Source organism: Mucilaginibacter rubeus, assembly GCF_014643835.1.
GTDB lineage: Bacteria > Bacteroidota > Bacteroidia > Sphingobacteriales > Sphingobacteriaceae > Mucilaginibacter > Mucilaginibacter rubeus.
In genome coordinates, this window is the sequence record NZ_BMKD01000001.1 from 814,403 (window position 1) to 835,843 (window position 21,441).

10 protein-coding genes are annotated in these 21,441 nt (G+C 41.1%); 8 read left to right on the forward strand and 2 right to left on the reverse strand.

Translation table 11 applies throughout. The features are described 5' to 3' along the window. The first annotated feature begins 296 nt into the window (after positions 1 to 296). From susR to IEX80_RS03255, 5 genes are all read left to right on the forward strand, one after another. Complete coding sequence (gene susR, locus IEX80_RS03235; RefSeq protein WP_090525521.1) at positions 297 to 1,907, forward strand: SusR family glycan utilization regulator; 1,611 nt, start codon at positions 297 to 299, stop codon at positions 1,905 to 1,907. Positions 1,908 to 2,415: 508 nt separating this feature from the next. Continuing rightward, positions 2,416 to 5,457 (forward strand): SusC/RagA family TonB-linked outer membrane protein, encoded by a 3,042-nt coding sequence (locus tag IEX80_RS03240; RefSeq protein WP_188831898.1) that lies wholly within the window; start codon positions 2,416 to 2,418, stop codon positions 5,455 to 5,457. Positions 5,458 to 5,467: 10 nt separating this feature from the next. Further along, positions 5,468 to 7,006 carry a RagB/SusD family nutrient uptake outer membrane protein gene (locus tag IEX80_RS03245; protein ID WP_188831899.1) on the forward strand — a complete coding sequence of 513 codons (1,539 nt, stop codon included), beginning with the start codon at positions 5,468 to 5,470 and terminating at the stop codon, positions 7,004 to 7,006. A 70-nt stretch (positions 7,007 to 7,076) separates the two neighbouring features. Then, positions 7,077 to 10,379: a VCBS repeat-containing protein gene (locus IEX80_RS03250; protein WP_188831900.1), complete on the forward strand. Its 3,303-nt coding sequence runs from the start codon at positions 7,077 to 7,079 to the stop codon at positions 10,377 to 10,379. After that, on the forward strand, positions 10,366 to 13,713 hold the full coding sequence (locus tag IEX80_RS03255) for an FG-GAP repeat domain-containing protein (protein ID WP_188831901.1): 3,348 nt from the start codon (positions 10,366 to 10,368) through the stop codon (positions 13,711 to 13,713). The genes IEX80_RS03250 and IEX80_RS03255 overlap by 14 nt, the downstream gene beginning before the upstream one ends. A 7-nt stretch (positions 13,714 to 13,720) precedes the next feature. Here IEX80_RS03255 and IEX80_RS03260 read toward each other — a convergent pair whose 3' ends face one another. Beyond that, positions 13,721 to 14,650: a GyrI-like domain-containing protein gene (locus IEX80_RS03260; RefSeq protein WP_090525529.1), complete on the reverse strand. Its 930-nt coding sequence runs from the start codon at positions 14,648 to 14,650 to the stop codon at positions 13,721 to 13,723. A gap of 245 nt (positions 14,651 to 14,895) precedes the next feature. Between IEX80_RS03260 and IEX80_RS03265 the strand changes: the two genes are divergently transcribed. After that, complete coding sequence (locus IEX80_RS03265; RefSeq protein WP_176624618.1) at positions 14,896 to 16,224, forward strand: vanadium-dependent haloperoxidase; 1,329 nt, start codon at positions 14,896 to 14,898, stop codon at positions 16,222 to 16,224. 31 nt (positions 16,225 to 16,255) lie between these two features. After that, positions 16,256 to 18,295, forward strand: coding sequence for a kojibiose hydrolase (locus tag IEX80_RS03270; RefSeq protein WP_229701498.1), 2,040 nt, complete (start codon positions 16,256 to 16,258; stop codon positions 18,293 to 18,295). A gap of 133 nt (positions 18,296 to 18,428) precedes the next feature. On the opposite strand, the gene treA is transcribed toward IEX80_RS03270, so the two are convergent. Then, on the reverse strand, positions 18,429 to 20,021 hold the full coding sequence (gene treA / locus IEX80_RS03275) for an alpha,alpha-trehalase TreA (RefSeq protein ID WP_188831902.1): 1,593 nt from the start codon (positions 20,019 to 20,021) through the stop codon (positions 18,429 to 18,431). A gap of 188 nt (positions 20,022 to 20,209) precedes the next feature. On the opposite strand from treA, the gene IEX80_RS03280 reads away from it, so the two are divergent. Further along, on the forward strand, positions 20,210 to 21,361 hold the full coding sequence (locus IEX80_RS03280) for a beta-1,2-mannosidase (RefSeq protein ID WP_188831903.1): 1,152 nt from the start codon (positions 20,210 to 20,212) through the stop codon (positions 21,359 to 21,361). The last annotated feature ends 80 nt before the right edge of the window (positions 21,362 to 21,441 follow it).

Consider the following 21,441-nt stretch of genomic DNA (forward strand, 5'->3'; position numbering starts at 1 on the left):
TTTGTTAACTATAGGTTAAAAACAAGGCCCGTCGTTTGAGGGGCATAGTCTCAATCTTTTTTCGGTTCGGACAGTGTAATCTCTGTTGACCAAAAAACAAAACTAAAACGCATTAGCAATGCCGTAAATCCATATATTTGAGAATATAAACCGGGGATAGGTGTGCAATTTATCTCCTAAAATGATAGCCTTGTTGGTTGCAGTTTAATTAATTTATTGCCGCATTTGATTTGCAGAAATTGTGTGTTTGATTAATCATCGGATCGGTACGCTATTTAGAAACCGTTATAACAAAAATGAAATATATCTTCTGTTTGTTTTTTTCATTAATTATTCTTTCGGCAAATGCATTCACTGATCCTAATACCTTACTCGAAGAATTAAAAACTGAAATCGCAAAAAAAAATATATATGATAGCAGTAAAGAAGCAAGGATCCGAAAATTAAAGGCATATCAATCAAATCTTTCGCAAACCAATTATGATGCGCGGTTTGATACCTGGGACAAGCTTTACACCGAATACAAATCATATCAGTTTGATTCAGCGTATGTTTATGTCGATAAAATGATATCGCTAAGCAAGGTAACAGGTAATAAACCAAAGGAGTATTATAGTTATGTAAGGATGGCTTTTATTCTCCTGTCGTCGGGGATGTTTAACGAAACCTTTGACTATTTACGAAAAGTAAATGTAAAAGCCCTAAGCAATGCCGATAAAGTTGATTACTATTTCTTTTTAGGCAGGTGCAATTATGACCTGGCGAATTACAGTAATGACAAATATTTTAGCCCCGATTATATTAAGGCCGGCAATAAATACATTGATTCGGCGGTCTCGTTTTGCGGCAACGACCATATAATGCATACTTATTTACTTGGTTTGAAGGATTACCAGGAAAAGAATTACGGAGAAGGACGCTTACGGTTTAAAAAATTACTGGAGAAAGATATGCCAATTTCCATGCACTTGCGGGCAATGGTGTCATGCTCGTTAGGAGCAATCTGTCTTGAAGATAACGAAAGGCAGGAAGGCCTTAATTTGATGATGAGGGCTGCCATAGCCGATATCAAATCATCAACCCGTGAAACGGTTGCGCTTTATACGCTGGCAGAACTGTTGTATAAACAGGGCAACATCAAAGATGCTTACAGTTTCATTCAATTGGCAAAAGCTGATGCCGACTTTTACGGAGCCCGGCAGCGTAAAATACAAATTGCTTCAATTTTACCATTAATAGCAGCAGCCGAGCTTAATAATACCGAGCATCAAAAAAACCGCTTCCTGGTGTTCCTGTTAATTATTACTGCGCTTGCATTGCTGGTTGTCTTTTTCCTGGTGATGATCATTAACCAATTAAAAAAGTTGAAGGTTAAAGAAGCAATAATTGAAGGGAAAAATGTGCAATTAAACCACATAAACGCGAAACTAATTGAAGATGCAAAAATTAAAGAGGAATATATCGGGCAGTTTTTTAAAGCCATTTCGGGATATATCGTTAAGCTCGAAAATTTGAAAATCTCTATTGATGCCAAGCTCTCGATGAAGAAGTATGACGCCATTCATACTTTTGTAAATAATATTGATATTAAAAAAGAAAGGGAGAGCTTGTATTACAGCTTTGATCATATTTTTTTAAAGATCTTCCCTAACTTTATTACGGTGTTCAATAGCTTGTTTGCCGAGAAAGATCAGATCTGGCCTGATGAAGACGAAGTATTAAATACCGACCTTCGCATATTCGCGCTTATAAGGATGGGTATTGCTGATAATGAAACTATTGCCAAAATATTGGAATATTCTGTCAATACAATCTATGTTTACAAAATGAGGATCAAAGCCAAATCGTTGCACCCTGATCAATTCGAACAACGGATTATGGATATTAAGGCTTTTGATTACGAGTGATTTTTTTTGAAGATACATGCTAAAAACCCTGTAAAGTAGCCAAACCTTACAGGGTTTTTAGTAAAAAAAGTATTATAAATAATTAAAAAAACATTATATTTTTTGTCGGCATTTTTTATATAAATATCTGTTTTTCAATGTTTTAAATTTAAAAAACATCGAAAAAAATTATAAAATTATTAAAATAAGCCTTTTTCGCGTTTACCGCAACGCATAAGTCTTTTTCTGAGTTTATTTATAAGTAAATTGCATCAGAATTTAACCTGTAATAATTGTAAACCATTACATTTTTAAACGATCGGTCATTGTTAACCTTTTCCTGTGCTCACCTGCTAACCTATCGGTACGGGCGATGTTTGCATGGCCATTATGCGTATACTTCGGGTATTATTTATTATGATAACCCGAAACCATATTAGCATGACTTCGTATAAAATGTTGGGGATCTCTTTTACGGATTGAAAACTAAACCCAAACAACAACCAATTTCAACTAAATCTCAAGTTTTATGCAAATTAAACATTTACTCAACGTATGTTTCTTTGCTGTTTTTCTCTTTTTGATGGAGCCTGCTATGGCCCAAAATAAGATAATAACAGGTAAAGTAACCGACAAAAAAGATGGCTCCCCTTTAATAGGAGTATCGGTAGTAACTGCTGTAGGTGCCCAGGGTGGCGCTATAACAGCAACAGACGGATCATACAAAATTTCCGTTCCGGCAAATACCGCGAGCCTTACTTTTACTTATGTTGGTTTCCTCAACGCAACTGTTCCATTAAACGGTCGGACTTCTGTTGATGTACAGATGGAAGAAGCGAATCGTGCACTGAACGAAGTTGTAGTGATAGGTTACGGTACCCAGAAAGTTAAGGATGCAACCGGTTCTGTAGCTACTTTAGGTGCCAAAGACTTTAACAAAGGCGTTATCGCTACACCTGAGCAATTGCTGCAAGGTCGTATAGCCGGTGTTCAGGTAACTCCTTCGAGTGGTGAGCCTGGTGCAGGTGCTACCATTAACATCCGCGGCGCAAGCTCAATCAGGTCAGGTACGAGTCCGCTATACGTTGTGGATGGTGTTCCTCTTGACAATGGCGGTACTTCAGGTGGTTTTGACAGCGGTGCAGGTAGTTCATCTGCGCGTAACCCGTTAGCATTTATTAACCCTGCCGATATCGAAAATATTTCGGTTTTAAAAGATGCGTCGGCCTCTGCTATTTATGGTTCACGTGGTGCTAATGGTGTAATCCTTATCACTACAAAAAAAGGTAGAAAAGGGCAAGGTATACAATTTGGGGCAAGCACAAGTATTGCAAATGCAGCCAAAAGATATGATTTGCTTGATAAGGCTGCATTTTTAAAAGGCGTAGCCAGTGTTGGGTCAAACGCGGGACCTCTTGCCGATGGAGGTATTGATTATGGCGGTAATACCGATTGGCAAAAACAGGTTTTCCGTACCGCTGTATCACAAAACTATAATTTAGGTTTTGGTGGTGGAAACAATACGGGGAGCTACAGGGCAACGTTTGCTTATGATGATCAGCAGGGTATTGTAAAAAGAAGTGAGTTGAAACGTTTTACAGCTCGTATAAATGCTTCACAATCGTTTTTCAATCAACGTTTAAAGTTTGATCTGCAATCATTGTTTTCAAATGTAAAAGACCGGTTTGCGCCAATCACTAATAACGCAGGCTTTAACGGTAGTTTGATAGGGGCAATGATCCAAACCAATCCTACCATCCCTGTATTTGATTCGGAAGGCAGATATTATGACATCAATGGCTATGAAAATGGTTTCCCCAAGGGCAATAGTTTCAGAAACCCGGTTTCAATGCTTAACCAGATAGATGACACTGATAATATCAACCGGTACCTGAATAATTTAACCATGACCTTAAAGCTGTTTGAAGGTTTATCATACAAAGGCAACTTCGGCGCAGATATATCAAGGGGGCAAAGGGAAACTTATTATGACTCAAAAATTGTGGGCTATACCGATGAAGCTAATATTGGCGATTTTAAAGTGCCTTCTGCAACCGGAAACGGTCGCGGGATCCTGATCCACAACAAGCTTACCAATTTAACCACAGAACATACCCTGAATTATGATAAAAAGTGGGCTAACAATAATGCATTAACAGCATTGGTAGGTTATTCATATCAAACCTTTAAAAACTTCAACAGGGGTAATCTTGCCTGGGGAACACCAACGCCGGGCCAATTTTTGCATGATTTTAATCAGTTTAAAAATCACATGCCGCACGATTTTAGTAACCGTAATGGTTTGGATAGCAGTAGCTATACACTTCAATCTTATTTCGCGCGTGCTCAATATACTTATAAAGACAGGTATATCATTACCGGTACTATCAGACGTGATGGTTCATCTCGTTTTGGCGAAAATCACCACTATGCTAATTTTCCTGCTGCTGCGTTTAAATGGCGTATAAGCCAGGAAAGTTTCGGCCCTAAGGGTGTGTTTGATGATTTAAGTCTTCGTTTAAACTGGGGTAAAACAGGTAACCAGGATTTCCCTTCTTACGCATCTAAAAGACTTAGGCAAACAAACTATGCAGGTACAGCAAATTCGCAGTTGAATGCCGAAAACCCTGATCTGAAATGGGAAACGCAAACCGCTTATGGCGCAGGTATCGATTTCTCGATGTTTAAAGGGCGTTTAACCGGTACATTGGATTATTATAACAAATCACAAACGGATATCTTGTTTTACCAGGATTTAGCGCAACCTGCTCCTTTCCCAAGAATATGGATCAACTTACCTGGTCAGGTGGTAAACAAAGGCATCGAGTTGGGTTTAAATTTTGCTGCGATAGATCATAAGAGTTTTAGCTGGGATGTGTCATATAACATGACAACAATCAATAACCGTGTCAGAAATTTTGGAAGCCGTAATATTATTACCGGTAATATTGATGGGCAGGGCTTATCAGGCGCTTATGCACAGTTTATTGGAGATGGTTATCCGCTTTACTCATTTAACATACCTAAATACTCGGGTCTTGATGCCAACGGTTTTGGTATCTACCCTCAAGGTATTGACGTCGCTACGCCTCAAGGCAGCCCGCTGCCAACCTTCGTGGCAAGCTTAACTAACAGCTTCAGTTATAAAAACTTTAGCTTAAGTTTTCTATTGAATGGAGCAACCGGTTTCTATATATATAACAACACAGCCAACGCATTTTTCTACAAAGGTAATCTGGTTAGCGGTCGTAACGTAACCAAGGCAGTAGCTGAAACCAACGAAAATCCGCTTAACTCGGGCGAGGTATCAACCCGTTTCCTTGAAAAAGGCGATTTCATGCGCTTAAGCAACGCTACGTTAGGTTATACCGTACCATTAAAAGGTAAAACCATTAAAACTTTGCGGGTTTCGTTAACCGGTCAAAACCTATTCCTGATTACAGGATACAGCGGTCTTGATCCGGAAGTAAATACCAACAAAGAGAGGAATGGGGTGCCTTCACGTGGTATCGATTACACACCTTATCCAAATGCACGCACATTTACTTTAGGTTTAAATGCAGGTTTTTAAAAATATTAACATGAAAAGAAGAGCATCAATAGCCGCGATAAGTGGGATAATTCTGTTAACCGCTGCAGGCTGTGCAAAATTAAAAGAAACTCCTTATGGTTCCGTATCCGTGGATAACGGAGGAGCTTCGTCACCATCAGATCTAAATGGTGTATATTCTCAATTATTTGGTCAAACGGACCAGGCTAATACTTATGCTCTGCAAGAGCATCCTACAGATGAAATGATGGGCCCAACCCGCGGTACGGACTGGGGCGATTTCGGAACATGGCGTAAGCTCCATACCCACACCTGGACACCCTCACACAATCAGGTGAGCGATACCTGGGACCAGTTGAATATCGGTGTGTACCGGGCAAGTCAGGTTATACAAAGGGCTACAGATAACAAGATCAAGGCTGAAGCAAGCTTTTTACGCGCTTATTTTATGTTCCAGGTAGTTGATTTATATGGACAGGCTCCTTATCGGGATCCAGAGGCACCAAATTCGGCGATACCTATCGTATACAACAGGGCGGATGCTACAGCTTTTATTATCAAAGATCTTGAGTTTGCTGAAGCTAATCTTACTACATCAGCGAATATCGGGGTGGCCAGTAAAGCCGCAGCACAGGCACTGCTTGCTAAAATATATCTTAATAAGGCTGTTTATACTGCTACAACCGTAGGTGGCCCTTTTACTTTTGCCAAAGCCGATATGGATAAGGTAATTGAATATGCCAATAAAGTTACAGCGGCTGGATATACATTGGAACCTGCAGGTAAATATTTCCAGGATTTCGCCTGGGATAATACTGAAAAATCACATGAAAATATTTTTGGTATCTACAATACACCTACGAATGTTCCGGCATCAGCAAAAAATCGTTGGAAAATGGGTTTGCATTATAATCAGACGCCTGATGGATGGAATGGTTTCACCACTTTGGCCGATTTCTATAAATCATTTGAAGCTACAGATGAACGCAGAGGGGTAGATTATCCGGGCTTAACTGATAAAGTTGGCTTACGTGCCGGTTTTGCAATTGGTCAGCAATACGGTCCGGGTCACGTTGCTTTGAAACAAAGGGGTGGCCAGCCGCTGGTGTTTACAGAGAATGTTAACCTTAATTATTCAACAGAAGCTCAAGGTATCAGGGTGTTCAAATATTTTCCTCATCCAAATGCAGACGGAACTGTGACCGATTCTGGTGAAGATAATGACTACGTGATCTTACGCTATGCCGACGTGGTGCTTGAAAAAGCCGAAGCCATTTTGCGTGGAGGGACCGACCCATTAGGCCAAACAGCCCTGCAGCTTGTTAACTCTGTCCGCGTTCCACGTGGTGCTACTGCCATGGCAACAGTTGATCTGACCGCTATGCTTGCCGAAAGAGGTCGTGAGCTATATTGGGAAGGCTGGAGAAGGAATGACCTGATCCGCTTTGAGAAATTTAATGATCCGGTTGATCAGCGTCCCGCAAAAACGGATAAAAGCAAAACAGTTTATCCAATTCCTCAGCGCGCGGTTGATACCAACCCCAACCTTAAACAAAACGCAGGTTATTAATATTTGAGATTTATTTGATTGAAAGGAACGTAGCGGAAATTTCCGCTACGTTTGTTTTTTCGCAAAGTATATGCAACCAAAAATACCCCTGTTTCTGCTTATCTTAATCCTTACTATTTTTTGCGCCTGTAATGGTGGGGATAAACAAACCTTGTTTACCGAGCAAAATAATGAATCCATCGGCATCAATTTCGCTAATCGGCTCAATGATCAGGACCGTACCAATGTGTTCACCTTTCGTAATTATTACAATGGAGGCGGGGTTGCCATTGGCGATGTAAATAATGACGGGTTAAATGATGTTTACCTGACATCAAACATGGGCGGCAATCAACTCTATATCAACAAGGGAAATTGGAAATTTGAAAACATAACTGACAAAGCGGGGGTGAAGGGAACTAAATACTGGAGCACCGGAGCTACCATGGTTGATATCAATGGCGACGGCTGGCTTGATATTTACGTTTGCCACAGTGGTAATGCCCGCGGCAACGAAAAGGGTAATGAACTGTTTATTAATCAGCACGATGGTACGTTTAAGGAAGAAGCCCAAAAGTATGGCCTGGTAGATAATGGGTTATCCACCCAGGCCATTTTTTTCGACTATGATAATGACGGCGATCTGGACTGCTTTGTACTAAATAATTCTTTCAGGCCTATAGAGTCGTTTGATTTTAGTAAAAATCTGCGTGCTGTTGTTGATGAGTTGGGTGGTGCCCGTCTTTATCGTAATGATGGCGGCCATTTTACAAATGTAACCAAAGAAGCAGGAATATATTCAAGTGATATAGGTTTTGGTTTAGGCGTTTCTGTAGCAGATATCAACCAGGATGGATATCCTGATATCTATGTCTCCAATGATTTTTTTGAGCGCGATTATCTTTATATCAACCAAAAAAACGGAACTTTTAAAGAGGATATTCAAAATGAAACGGGGCACCTGAGCCTGGCCTCAATGGGATCAGATATTGCCGATATCAATAACGATGGGCAGTATGATATTTTTACTACAGAGATGCTGCCTGAAGGCGATCGGCGTTTAAAAAAAATGACCTCGTTTGAATCATACGATGTGATCAAAGCCAAGCAGCGCGACGGCTATTATAACCAATACATGCAAAACTGTCTGCAGGTGCGTAATAGCGATGGTACGTTCTCCGAAACGGCCTTCTATTCGGGCGTAGCAGCAACCGACTGGAGCTGGGGAGCGCTGATGTTTGATATGGATAACGATGGTTGGAAAGATATTTTTGTATCAAACGGTATTTATAAAGACCTGACCGATCAGGATTACATTGAATTTTTAGGCAATCGTGATAATATGGCCAAAATAGCCGAAGGCCGGAAAAAATTTGATTATAAAGATTTTACTGATAAAATGGCTTCATCGCCTTTGTCTAATTATGCCTATCTGAATAATCACAACCTTACTTTCACCAATAAATCAACTGATTTTGGTTTGGATAAGCCGGGGTTTAGTAACGGTTCGTCATATGCCGATCTGGATAATGATGGGGACAATGACCTCATCGTAAATAACGAAAATGCCCAGGTGTCGATCTTTAAAAACAACGCCGAAAAAAACGGGAACCATCATATCCAAATAAAATTAAAAGGAACAGGTCTGAATACTTTTGGAATAGGTACTACGGTAAAAGTGTTTATGAAGGGCAGTTCGCTAATTTACTATAATCAGCCTACACGTGGTTTTCAAAGTTGCACATCGCCCAATTTACTTACAATAGGTATAGGTAAATACAAATCTATTGATTCGGTCCAGGTGATTTGGCCGGGTAATACTTATCAGTTGCTAAAAAACGTAAACGCGGATAAAGTTTACGCGGTTAATCAAACCGATGCCGCCTTGAAATATAACTGGACAAAGCCTGCTGTTAAAACACTATTTGCCGATGTTACCAAATCAATATTTGACAGCATTCCTAAGCATAAGGAGGACGATTTTATCGATTTCGACAACGAGCGCCTGATGCTCCAGATGTTATCGACAGAAAATCCTTATATGGCTACCGGTGACGTTAATGGCGACGGGCTGACTGATTTTTATTTCGGAAGCTCAAAAAACAGCTTTGCCAGCATCTATATCCAGCAAAAGAACGGTAAGTTTAAACAAACTATTCCCGAAGATTTTAAAAAGCAGGAATACCTGGAAAATGCCGGGGCTGTTTTTGGCGATTTTGATGGCGATGGCGACCAGGACCTGATTATAGGAGTAGGAGGTAATGCCGATGAAGCCGAAACACCAGTCTATAATCCCCGCTTTTTTGTGAACGATGGTAAAGGGAATTTTCATAGGGACCCTGAGAGAACACTCCATGCAGCTGTTAATGCCTCGATCATTATTTCGGCTGATTATGATGGCGATGGCAAGCCCGACCTTTTTATTGGGGGCAGAAGTATGCCCGGGCTTTACGGATGTTCGCCGCAATCATTTGTTTTTCATAATGAAGGCAACGGGCATTTTACCGATGTATCAAAATTAGTATTGGGCACGGATACAAGGCTCGGTATGGTAACAGCAGCCAAATGGGCTGATATTGATCATAACGGCTCGCCCGATTTGATAATTGCCGGTGATTGGATGGGAATTAAGATTTTCAAAAACAACAAAGGAAAATTTGCTGAAGATAAACAACTGGCTAATTACAAAGGCTGGTGGAGCAGTCTTGAAATTGCTGATGTGGATGGCGATGGCGCACTTGATATTATTGGCGGTAACATCGGGCTTAACTCAAAATTCAGGGCTTCGTTTGAGCAACCAATGGAAATTTTTGTAAAGGATTTCGATAATAACGGTACAAAAGAATGTGTAACTTCCATGTATAAAAGTGATGGGGTAAACTATGTTTTTCATATGAAACCTGATTTAGTGGGCCAGATGCCAATCTTCAAAAAACGTTTTCTGCGCTATATTGACTATGCGGGCAAACCATTTGACGAGGTATTTCCTGCTGAGATGCTTGATGGCGCCGAAAAGCACCAAATGAATTTCCTGGCTTCGGCGGTATTTTTTAATAAACGCGGAAAATTTATTTGTAAACCACTGCCTGCCGATGCACAGTTATCTATGATAAATACTATTTTGTGTGCAGATTTTGATAATACCGGAGCTGTGAAGATCATATTAGGAGGTAACTTTTATGGCTTTAAACCCGAAATCGGCCGGCTTGATGCCAATCGGGGGCTTGTTTATCAATATACAAAAAATGGGTTTGCTTATTTTCCGGCTGCCAAAACGGGCCTCAATTTAAACGGACAGGTACGCTCATCGTTAGGTATAAGAAATGCATCCGGTAAAAATTATTACCTGTTTGGCATTAATGATGAACCGCTTAAAGCTTATGAACTACGTTAACATCAATTTAATGCTGTTTGCCAAATATATTCTGAGATACTTCTTTATCCTTCTTTGTATTGGTGTGGTCGGCCTGTCTTCTTGTAAACCCCAAAAGGCCGGAGAAGGTGTATTTAAATTACTCCCAGCTAATGAAACGGGGGTGACCTTCGAAAACAGGAACGTAGTATCCGATTCGGTCAATGTTTTAGATTATTTGTATTTCTACAACGGTGCCGGCATAGCTACCGCTGATTTTAATAACGACGGCTTGCCCGATCTTTATTTCGTATCAAACCAGGGTTCTAACAAGCTTTACCTTAATAAGGGAGGGATGAAGTTTGAAGACATCACCGATAGAGCGGGTGTTGCAGGTACCGGGAATTGGAAAACCGGCGTAACTGTAGTTGATATCAATGGCGATGGATTTAAAGATATCTACGTAAGCGTGGTGTCAGGTTATAAAACCTTTAAAGGTAAAAATCAGCTTTACATCAATAACGGTAATTTAACTTTTACAGAAAGCGCGGCCAAATACGGGCTCGATTTTGCAGGACTTTCTACCCAGGCTTCTTTTTTTGATTATGATAAGGACGGTGACCTGGATATGTTCCTGCTTACCTCATCAGTTCATAGCAATGATACCTATGGCGATTCAACCCAAAGGTTTAAATACAGCCATGATGCCGGCGATCATCTTTTCAGGAATGACAATGGACACTTTACAGATGTAACTGCGGGTTCAGGCATTTATTCGGCGCCAATTGGTTACGGATTAGGTGTGAGTGTAGGTGATTTGAATAATGATGGCTGGGATGATCTTTATGTAAGTAACGACTTTTTTGAGCAGGACTATTACTACGTTAACCAACATAACGGCACATTTAAAGAAGAGTTGAAAAGTGCGTTCGGACATACGAGCCTTTTTTCAATGGGGAATACTATCAGTGATATCAACCAGGATGGCCATTTGGATGTGCTTAGCACCGACATGCTTCCGGAAGAAATGAAGGTGTTACGATCGACCATCAACGACGAACCTTTGGATATTTATAATCAGGAAGTTAATGCCGGGTATTACTATCAATATTCAAAAAATTGTATGCAATTGAACGTAGGCAACGGCAATAAGTTTGTCGACCTGAGTTTGTACAGCGGGAACTCTGCTACGGATTGGACATGGTCGCCACTGGTACAGGATTTTGATATGGACGGAATGAAAGATATGTTCTTCTCCAACGGTATCAAACGCCGTCTCAATGATATGGACTACCTGAAATATCTTGGTGACCCCATGGTTATGCAGGCATATAAACAAAATCGCGTTTTTGATAAGGACAAGATCAACAGAATGCCCGAAGGCGGCGTGCATAATTACTTTTATCACGGTGAGGATAAATTGAAATTTACAGATGTTTCTAACGGCAACGATATGCAGCAAGCATCTATATCGGCAGGATCTGTTGCCGTTGATTTAGATAATGATGGCGATCTCGATATTGTGACCAACAATATGGATGAACCGGCATATATCTATAACAATACCACAATGGAGAACCGCAAAGAAAGCAAGCCGGGCTATCTTAAATACACTGTAAAATATAACCTTTTAAACCGTGATGGCATCGGTACTAAATTTTTCCTTAAGTCAAAGCATCATCTCGATCACCAGGAAATACAAACCAGCAATGCGTACGAAAGTAATTTGAATAACGAGCTGCTTTTTACATTTGCCCCTGACGATAAACCAGAATCGTTGTTAGTGGTTTGGCCTGACAATAGCTACGAAGTGGTGAATGATTTTAGGCTCGGTCAGAAAACCACTTTAAGATATAACCCTCAAGCAGTTGAAAATAGTAAACCTATAGCTAAGGTTATCGAAGCTTTCATCAGCGATAAAAAACAGTTTGACAGCAAATTTATACAAGCAAAGCTTTTGACCACCGTTAAAACTTTTGATACTCCCGACTTTAATTATTATTCGCTTTTACCGCACACTTATTTGCAGCACACTCCCGCAGTTGCCGTAGCTGATGCCAATAATGATGGCATTGATGATATTTACGTAGGAGGCATAGCCGACGAAGAAAAATACATACTTGCAGGTGATAAATCGGGAGGATTTACCAAAGTTAAAGTGTCATTATTTGACCGGGATAAATATATTGCGGATGAGCAGGCTACATGGGCTGATGTAAATAACGATGGTAAGCCCGATTTGATCGTGATCAGCGCTAACCATCCTTTTCAGGAAACCGATAAATTGATACAGCCCCGGTTATATATCAATAAAGGCAATTTTCAGTTTGAAGATCAACATTTGCCAAAACTCAATTACCAGGCATCAAAAATTACGTTGTTTGATTTTAACGGAGATGGGCTGAACGATATTTTATTTACCAGCACCGTTTCATTTAAGGATTATACAGCGACTGTTCCTTCCTCGATATTGATTAATAAAGGCAATGGAAAGTTTGAAATAAGTCACGACAAGGCATATAATCAAATCGCGGACCTGCAATATGTCACCAGTATAACAACTGCTGATATCGATCACAATGGCAAGCCCGATCTGCTGATAACAGCCGAGTGGCAGCCGATTTACATTTTCCTGAATGATGGAAAAAAATTAGATCGTTTTTCATCGCCGGTTTTGGATAAGGAAAAAGGCTGGTGGCAATCGGCTATAATAAGCGATATAGATGGCGACGGCAAGGCCGACCTTATCGCCGGCAATTGGGGATTGAACAATAAATATAATGTTACTGCCGATCAGCCGCTTTATGCCTATAATACCGATTTGGACAAGGATGGCAAAAACGATTTGATATTATCATATTTTTATAAAGGCCTCTATTACCCGTTTCGTCCAAAAAATGATTTGGAGCAGGAACTGCCATATCTTAAAAAAGAATGGCTTAGCTATCAAAAAATGGCCGATAAAACCACCCCTGAGGTATTTAAGGACAAACTGGATGATAATGACAGGTTAAGTGTGAACCAATTCAATAGTATTTTTGTGAGTGATCTATTGCATGCTGCTTCAATTACTGCACTACCTTATCTTTATCAGCAAGCCCCTATCAAATCGATGTTAAAATATGATAATGGTGATATATTGCTGAACGGAAACTTTTGGGGTGTTGTGCCCTATGAAGGAAAGTACGATGCACTCGGCCTGGCCGGCTTACACTACAACAAACAGCAAAAACAATTTGATACGCCGACATACTATGTTAACGGTGCAATCAACTCACAGGAAATCACTTATCTGGCGCCAGTGAAAACGGCAACCAATCTGAATAATTATCTTGCGGTTACCTATGATGGCCGGGTAATGTTATTAAGCAGATAACGTAATATCACAATATTGGATAATATATTTTGGTAATCCATTTTGAGGTATCCTTTTGTGCCAGCCTATCGGTAACAAGCGATTGAAAAGGCATGGCAGGTGATACCAGCCTGTGATCTGTCATGTATATTTTCATTTGTACCAATGCATTGTTGACTGTGTTTTGGCCGCCACGTACATCAGCCACCAATAAATTGCCTCCCTTTGGTATATTATTTAAACTTGTTTTTTGAAACGGAATTATCCTTTTGTTAATCGGTAAGGCGACATTTACCTGGTATTCGTGCTCATCTGTTTGGGTGACGTTAAGCATAGGGAAATTTGTTTGTTTGGCCCCCTGGCTGCCAGCTTGGTGTTGGAGGGTTTTAATGGTGTTGTAAATTGCTTGTAATGAAGGATATATCGGATAGGTGTTAGCTGAAACGAGCAAAACTGTGTCTTTAGCATGATTTAAGTATATTCTATAGCCATATGCGTTTCTTTCATCCTCAAGAAAATGTTTAAGGGTTAGTAAAATTTCGCCAACCAGTTTTTCTGCATCTTTGGTTTTGAAATAATTAGTTATCCGTGATAAAAATTGGGTGTTATTCTCATCAACAGCATCCCATTTAAATTTGACAGAACCTTCGGCGTCGGCAAAATAGCTTATTTTGCCGCTAAAGGTCAGGTTATCTTTTTTCAATTTAAGATAGGTACTGCTATTGGTCATTTTATCGATACCGATCTTTGTACCTTTAAAATTGTATTGCCTGTACCCGGTTTTGGTGCCGGGCCACCATTTATTCCATCCACTTTCTGTGGTCAGGAATTTTCCGGCAATAACATCGGAGGTATCAATTGACAGGTCCTGGGTTATAACAGGTTTTTCGGGGAGCAAAACATTAGCCGCTGCAATAATTACAATAATGGTAAGTATAATAAAAAAGATCTTCTTCATTTAGTTTATAAAAGACGGATACCCGGGGTGATAAATTTAATAATATCGGGTGGATTAACAGGTGTATATTGTTATAAAATATGTTGCCTTTTTATTAAATAAAAAAAGTGCCTCATCGGGTTAAAAAACTAATGTAAATATGCTGTAGCGTACAAAAAAAAGCCTATATTGGCTGTTGATCAATCAAAAAACCAGCAGATTTTCTCCTTGTGTATCTGTTCGGTTTTTAACCTATTTTATAACTTATGAGATCCTTTTTATTTTGCCTTGCCGGTGTATTACTTTTATTCACCTCCTGTAAAAAGCCCTACTATGAAAAAGTACTCCACGATCCCGAACTTTATCGTATAACCGTTAAAAAACTTAATGATATTGTATTGGAAAATAACTTTCCGCCGGTTACAGCTTCCCGTAATTATGTATATGCCAATATAGCCGCCTATGAAGTTATAGCTTCCGGAGATCCTGAGCATTTTAGATCATTAGCCGGGCAAATTAAACACTTACCGGCCGTACCCAAAGCGTCAAAAGATACTGCTGTTGATTACCAATTTGCTTCGTTGCTTGCCTTTTGCACAGTTGGCAATGCGGTAACGTTTCCGGAAGGTAGTATGGATCAATATGTTGATGAGCTTAAAAAGAAGGCCAAAGATGCAGGTATGCCGTCGGTTTTGTTTGAAGGTTCCGTAAACTACGCTGATAAAGTCGCTAAATTTATATTGAAGTGGAGCAAAGGCGATCACTATGCACAAACACGGTCGGCAAGTAAATACACGGTAAAACAGCAGGATGGCCGTTGGATCCCCACGCCGCCCATGTACGCGCAGGCCCTTGAGGCCCATTGGGGTGAGATCAGGCCCATGGTGCTGGATTCCACAGCTCAATTTATTCCACCCGATCCGCCGGCTTTCAATGTTAAAGACCATAACAGTCCTTTTTACAAACAGGCGCTTGAAGTAAAGCAAATAGTTGACAGCCTAACCAAAGAAGAGAAACATCAGGCCGATTTTTGGGATGATAATGCCTTTAAACTCAACGTCGTAGGCCATGCATCGTTCGCGACCAAGAAGTTTTCGCCGGGAGGGCACTGGATGAATATTACCGCAATTGGCACAAGAATTAAAAAGTTTGATTTTGGAACCACAGTAAGCGTTTATACCGAAACGGCGATCGCTCTGTTTGATGGCTTTATCAATTGCTGGTACCTTAAATACCGCTCAAATTACGTTCGCCCCGAAACCATAATTACCAAATATATGGATGCCGAATGGCGCCCATATATTCAAACGCCCCCCTTTCCGGAGTATAGTAGCGGCCATGCCGTAATTTCGGCAGCCGCGGCCGAAGTACTTACCAATAGGATCGGTGATAATTTTGCATATACAGATTCATCAGAAATGGAGTTTGGGATCGATCCGCTTTCTTTTAAATCATTCCGGGCGGCCGCGAAATCAGCAGGGATGTCAAGGGTAATGGGAGGAATCCATTTTAAGAATGCCTGTATTGTGGGCAATAAACAAGGCGCCGAGATTGGGCAACTGGTGGTGAAAAAGCTACAATTAAAAATTAAGTAGTATTTTATTTATTTTAATTAAATAATTGATTTTGAACAGGATATTTAAATTGAGCTTGTTTTTCGCTTTGCTAACACCTGCTGTGTCTGAGGCGCAAAGCATCGATCCATGGAAAATTAAAGCCGACAAAATTGATCCCGCAAACTATTACGGAATTACCGTAGCCAACGGGATGATTGGAATAGTATCAGCACCGGAGCCTTTCAAGGTTAAAAATGTAGTACTGGCCGGCGCCTATGATCTATATGGCAGGGGGCGGGTAAGCAATTTCCTGAACAGCTTTAACCTGCTTAATATGTACTTTGAAATAGATGGCAGACGGATCGATGCTAAAAGTATTAACAATTTTAAGCAGGAACTGGATATGCAACACGCCGCCTTCACTACTACCTTTGATTATGCCGATAAAGCGACCATAAAATATACTTATTACTCGCTGCGGCAACTGCCCTTTACCGTTTTGATGGATGTTTCGGTAACAGCAAAACAGGCCATCAACATTACATCGGCCAGTGTAATGGAAGCGCCCGATGCGCTCAAAGAAGTGCAGAATTATTATAACGAAATCGACAGACCGCATGTAACCATTAGTTTGCTTACTTCAACAGCAAAGAGCCCTACAGGTAAAATGCAGTTATGTGCATCTACTTCGTTCTTATTCAATGAACCGCATGGACAAGAGCCGCGCATTATTCATGAAATGTGGGACAATAACATGCACCTTATGAAGTTTAGCAAGTCAATAGCTGCGGGGCAAACTTATAATTATGCGGTAACTGGTTCATCCATAACTTCAGCACACCATGCCGACCCACTGAATGAAGCCGAACGCCTCACCATTTTTGCCAAATTGGAAGGTCGGGACAGGCTAATTAAATTTCATAACAAGGCCTGGAGTGAGCTGTGGACAAGCGATATCCAAATAGAAGGCGACGATCAATCGCAGCAGGATATTCACAGCATGTTATATCATTTATATTCATTCTCGAGGGCTGGCACAGCATACTCACCTTCACCCATGGGACTTTCGGGGTTGGGTTACAATGGCCACGTTTTTTGGGATTGTGATGTTTGGATGTATCCGGCTATGCTGGTTTTACACCCCGACATTGCCAAATCTATGGTTGAATACAGGTTTGAACGATTGGATGCCGCGCGTAAAAATGCTTTTTCGCATGGGTATAAAGGAGCGATGTTCCCCTGGGAAAGCGCTGACAGCGGGGTAGAGGAAACACCGGTTTGGGCTTTGAGCGGTCCGTTTGAGCACCATATTACTGCGGATGTAGCGCTGGCCGCATGGAATTACTATTGCGTAACCCAGGATAAACAATGGCTAAAAGAAAAAGGTTGGCCAATACTTTCAGCCACTGCTGATTTCTGGGCAAGCAGAGTTGAACGCAATGGACCCGGTCATTACGATATTAAAAACGTAGTAGCTGCAGATGAATGGGCCGAAAATATCGACAATAATGCTTTCACCAATGCCGCAGCGAAAGCTAACTTGCTAAATGCTACCGCTGCTGCCAAAATCCTGGGAGAAAAGGCCGATGTCGATTGGGTAAGTGTTGCTCAAAACATCCCGATCCTGAAGTTGGATAATGGCGTTACCAGCGAACATGCTTCTTACAAAGGTGAAGGAATTAAACAGGCTGATGTTAACCTGTTAGCTTATCCGCTTAAGACAATAACCGATCCGGCACAAATAAAAAAAGATCTTGAATACTACGAAACCCGTGTGCCTAACGAAGGTACCCCTGCCATGACCCAGGCCGTTTTTGCTTTATTATACTCGCGGTTGGGTAATGGCGATAAGGCATTTCACTTTTTTAAGGATGCTTACGAACCCAACCTCAACCCGCCATTCAGGGTAATTGCCGAAACAAAAGGCGGGACCAATCCGTATTTTGCTACAGGCGCAGGTGGTATTATTCAAAGCTTGCTCATGGGTTTTGGCGGTTTGGATATTACACCAACCGGTATAGTACAAGTTAAAAGCAAGTTGCCTGCTAACTGGAAATCATTGAAAATTACAGGCGTGGGAATGGATAAGGCTACTTATGCAATAAAGTAACTGTTTTATAACTTTATACATTATGCCCTTTAAAATCTCCTGCGTTTGACAGAGAGAGAACTGGCGAATGGAAGACTGACGAAGTTTTTAAAACTTCGTCAGTCTGGCTTCTGAAACTTGCTTTACCAGGTACTTAGTTCTGAACTTCTGCCGGAGCCCTTTCTAATTGCTGGGTATCAATATGATACCTGTTTACTAAGTGCAGTAATACCCCATTCGTCCAGCCGAAACCATCTTGTAGGGGGTATTCACCACCGCCGGCAGTTAATTGGGTATCAACCACATTATACTTTTCAAGTAATTTACCGGTCTGTTTAAACACCCGGATGTTAAGTTTAAGCCAGCGGGTGGCAATTTCTTTGGCCAGCGTATTGTAATTGTATTTTTCGAGCCCGTCAATAGCTATGTATTGCAGTGGGGCCCAGCCATTGGGTGCATCCCACTGCTGGCCGGAAAAGTTGAGTGTAGTAACCAGTCCGCCGGGTTTCAGGAAATTATTTTTGAGCCCATCGGCCACAAGGCGGGCTTGCTCATCACTGGCAATTTTAAATTCGAGCGGGAACTCCCCTGCAAGTGTTTCCACACTTGATAGTTGATTCAGCCTCCAGTTATAATCATCAAACCAGCCTGTTTTCTGGTTCCAGCAATATTTCAGGATCGCATTTTTTCGACTATTTGCCCGATACCTATACATTTTGGCCAGCTTCGCATTTGAGAGCTGGTTCAGACTGCGTGCAATAGTCATTTCCAGGTTATATAATAAGCAATTCAAATCAATCGGTATAATGTCGGTGGTTTGTATAGTTGGCAACTTGCCCGACGAATCAAACCAGCGCGTGCTAAAATCCCAACCCGAAGCCGCCGCTGTCCGCACGTTGCGGTAAAATTGTGCTGCCGGTTGTTTGCTTTCTTTGGCGGCATTAACATCTTTTATATATGATTCTTCGCGGGGTTCATCACTTTCGTCCCAATAACGGTTCATTATCTGCCCATCCGGCATTCGTACAACCCGGTGTGCAGCCTGATTGGCTTGTACAGCTTCCCATCCATGCATCCAATATTCATATTCTTTGATCAATTGCGGCCTGAAATGTACCAATACTTTCTCTCCCTCAATTTTGGCCAACAGGTTTACCATCATAGCAAAAAATGGCGGCTGCGAACGGGTAAGATAATAACTTCGATTGCCGTTGGGTATAAAGCCATATTTATCAATGAGGTAAGCAAAGTTTTCGACCATGTTGCGGATCACTTTAACCTGATGGCTTTCCTGTAAGCCTAACATCGTAAAATATGAGTCCCAATAGTAAATTTCCCTGAACCTGCCGCCAGGTACAATGTAAGGGTTAGGCAGCGCCAGGGTTGATGAAAAAGGTTTTGCTTCATCCGGACGGCGTTGTAATACCTGCCACAAAGTATCAATATGTTTGCGGATACCGGCCGATATATCTGTTTGAAAATTGTTGTGCGATACAGGTACGTTAAAATTGGCCAATATAAATGCCTGGAGGTTAAACCCGGGCTGACCTTTCTGTTCGTTATAAGCCTTCATGATCAGCGCTGGATCCTGTTTGGGCACAGCGTCAACAAAAGTTTTGTTATCCGGGAAAATGGTTGAAGTTTGAACCGCCTCAAACAATCCCGGGAATTGTTGCCGGGGTGTAAGCGTTTGCGATTTTGCGTTAAATACAAAGAATAAAAATGCGAGTAAAAAAAGTTTTCTCATCAGCCTAAAATTATACCCTGCTGCAGGATGGGTAATTGGTTTATAACAGGTTATAAATTTACTATTTTTGGAACGAATATAACTGATATCTGATTTGTTTTCAGGGGTTTTGTGCGATATTATCGCAGGGAAATAATAGATATCAAGGTGTGGGCCAATTAAAAAAACAAATACATAAGCCATTTATTATGATAAACTTTTTACGGAAGGGAAGTATTATATTTTCGTTGTTACTTACCCAGCTATGCTATGGCCAGTCGCGGGTTAATACCCTGCCTACCTGGGCCTTTGGTGGCTTTGTGCGGCCGGCAAATATCAATCCTATTATCTCACCAGATACGGTTTCCCGGTTCCATGATCCGATGAGTAGAAGGCAGGTTCAATGGGAAGCTAACGATACTTTTAACCCTGGTGCAACCGTCAAGAACAATAAAATAGTAGTATTATACCGGGCTGAAGACTTGTACGGCATCGGTATTGGCTTTCGTACTTCACGTGTTGGGTATGCCGAAAGTGCTGATGGTATTAAGTTTAGCAGAAGGAAAACCCCGGTGCTGTATCCCGATAATGATATTGCTAAAAAGTACGAATGGCCCGGAGGCTGTGAGGACCCCCGCGTAGCCGTTACGCCCAGCGGCACCTATGTTGTTTTTTACACCGAATGGAACCGCGATTTGCCAAGATTAGGTGTGGCCACATCAAAAGACCTCATCCATTGGAAAAAACACGGGCCGATATTTGAAGCTGCTTATCATGGCAGGTTTTTCAATATCGCCAGTAAATCAGCTTCTATATTAACTCGGGTGGTTAATGGTAAACAAGTGATTATTAAAACAAATGGAAAATATTGGCTGTACTGGGGCGAGCATCATGTATATGCGGCAACATCAACAAACCTGTTAGACTGGGCCCCGGTGGTTGACAATAAAGGAGAGTTGAAAGAACTCATGTCCCCGCGCGATGGTTATTTCGATAGCGACTTAACCGAATGCGGCCCGCCTGCGTTGATGACCAAAAATGGTGTAATCCTGTTTTACAATGGCAAAAACAAACCCGCCGAAGGCAGGGACATCCGGTTTAACGCTAATTCATACTGTGCGGGGCAAGCCTTGTTTGATGCAAAAGATCCTTCTAAATTCAAAACACGCCTCGATATTCCTTTCTTAAGACCAATGGAATCTTTCGAAAAAAGTGGTCAATATATTAACGGAACAGTTTTTATTGAAGGAATGGTTTATTTTAAAAGGAAATGGTTCCTTTACTATGGCTGTGCAGATTCACGGGTAGCCGTAGCTGTATATGATCCATCGAAACCGGCGCCTCCTGATCCGGTTGAATAGTATTTGACATTTGTTTACTGTTAATGAGAAAAATATAGCTTAGAATCTTTGGGCTTTGGCTTAGCGGCTTATCTGTGTTT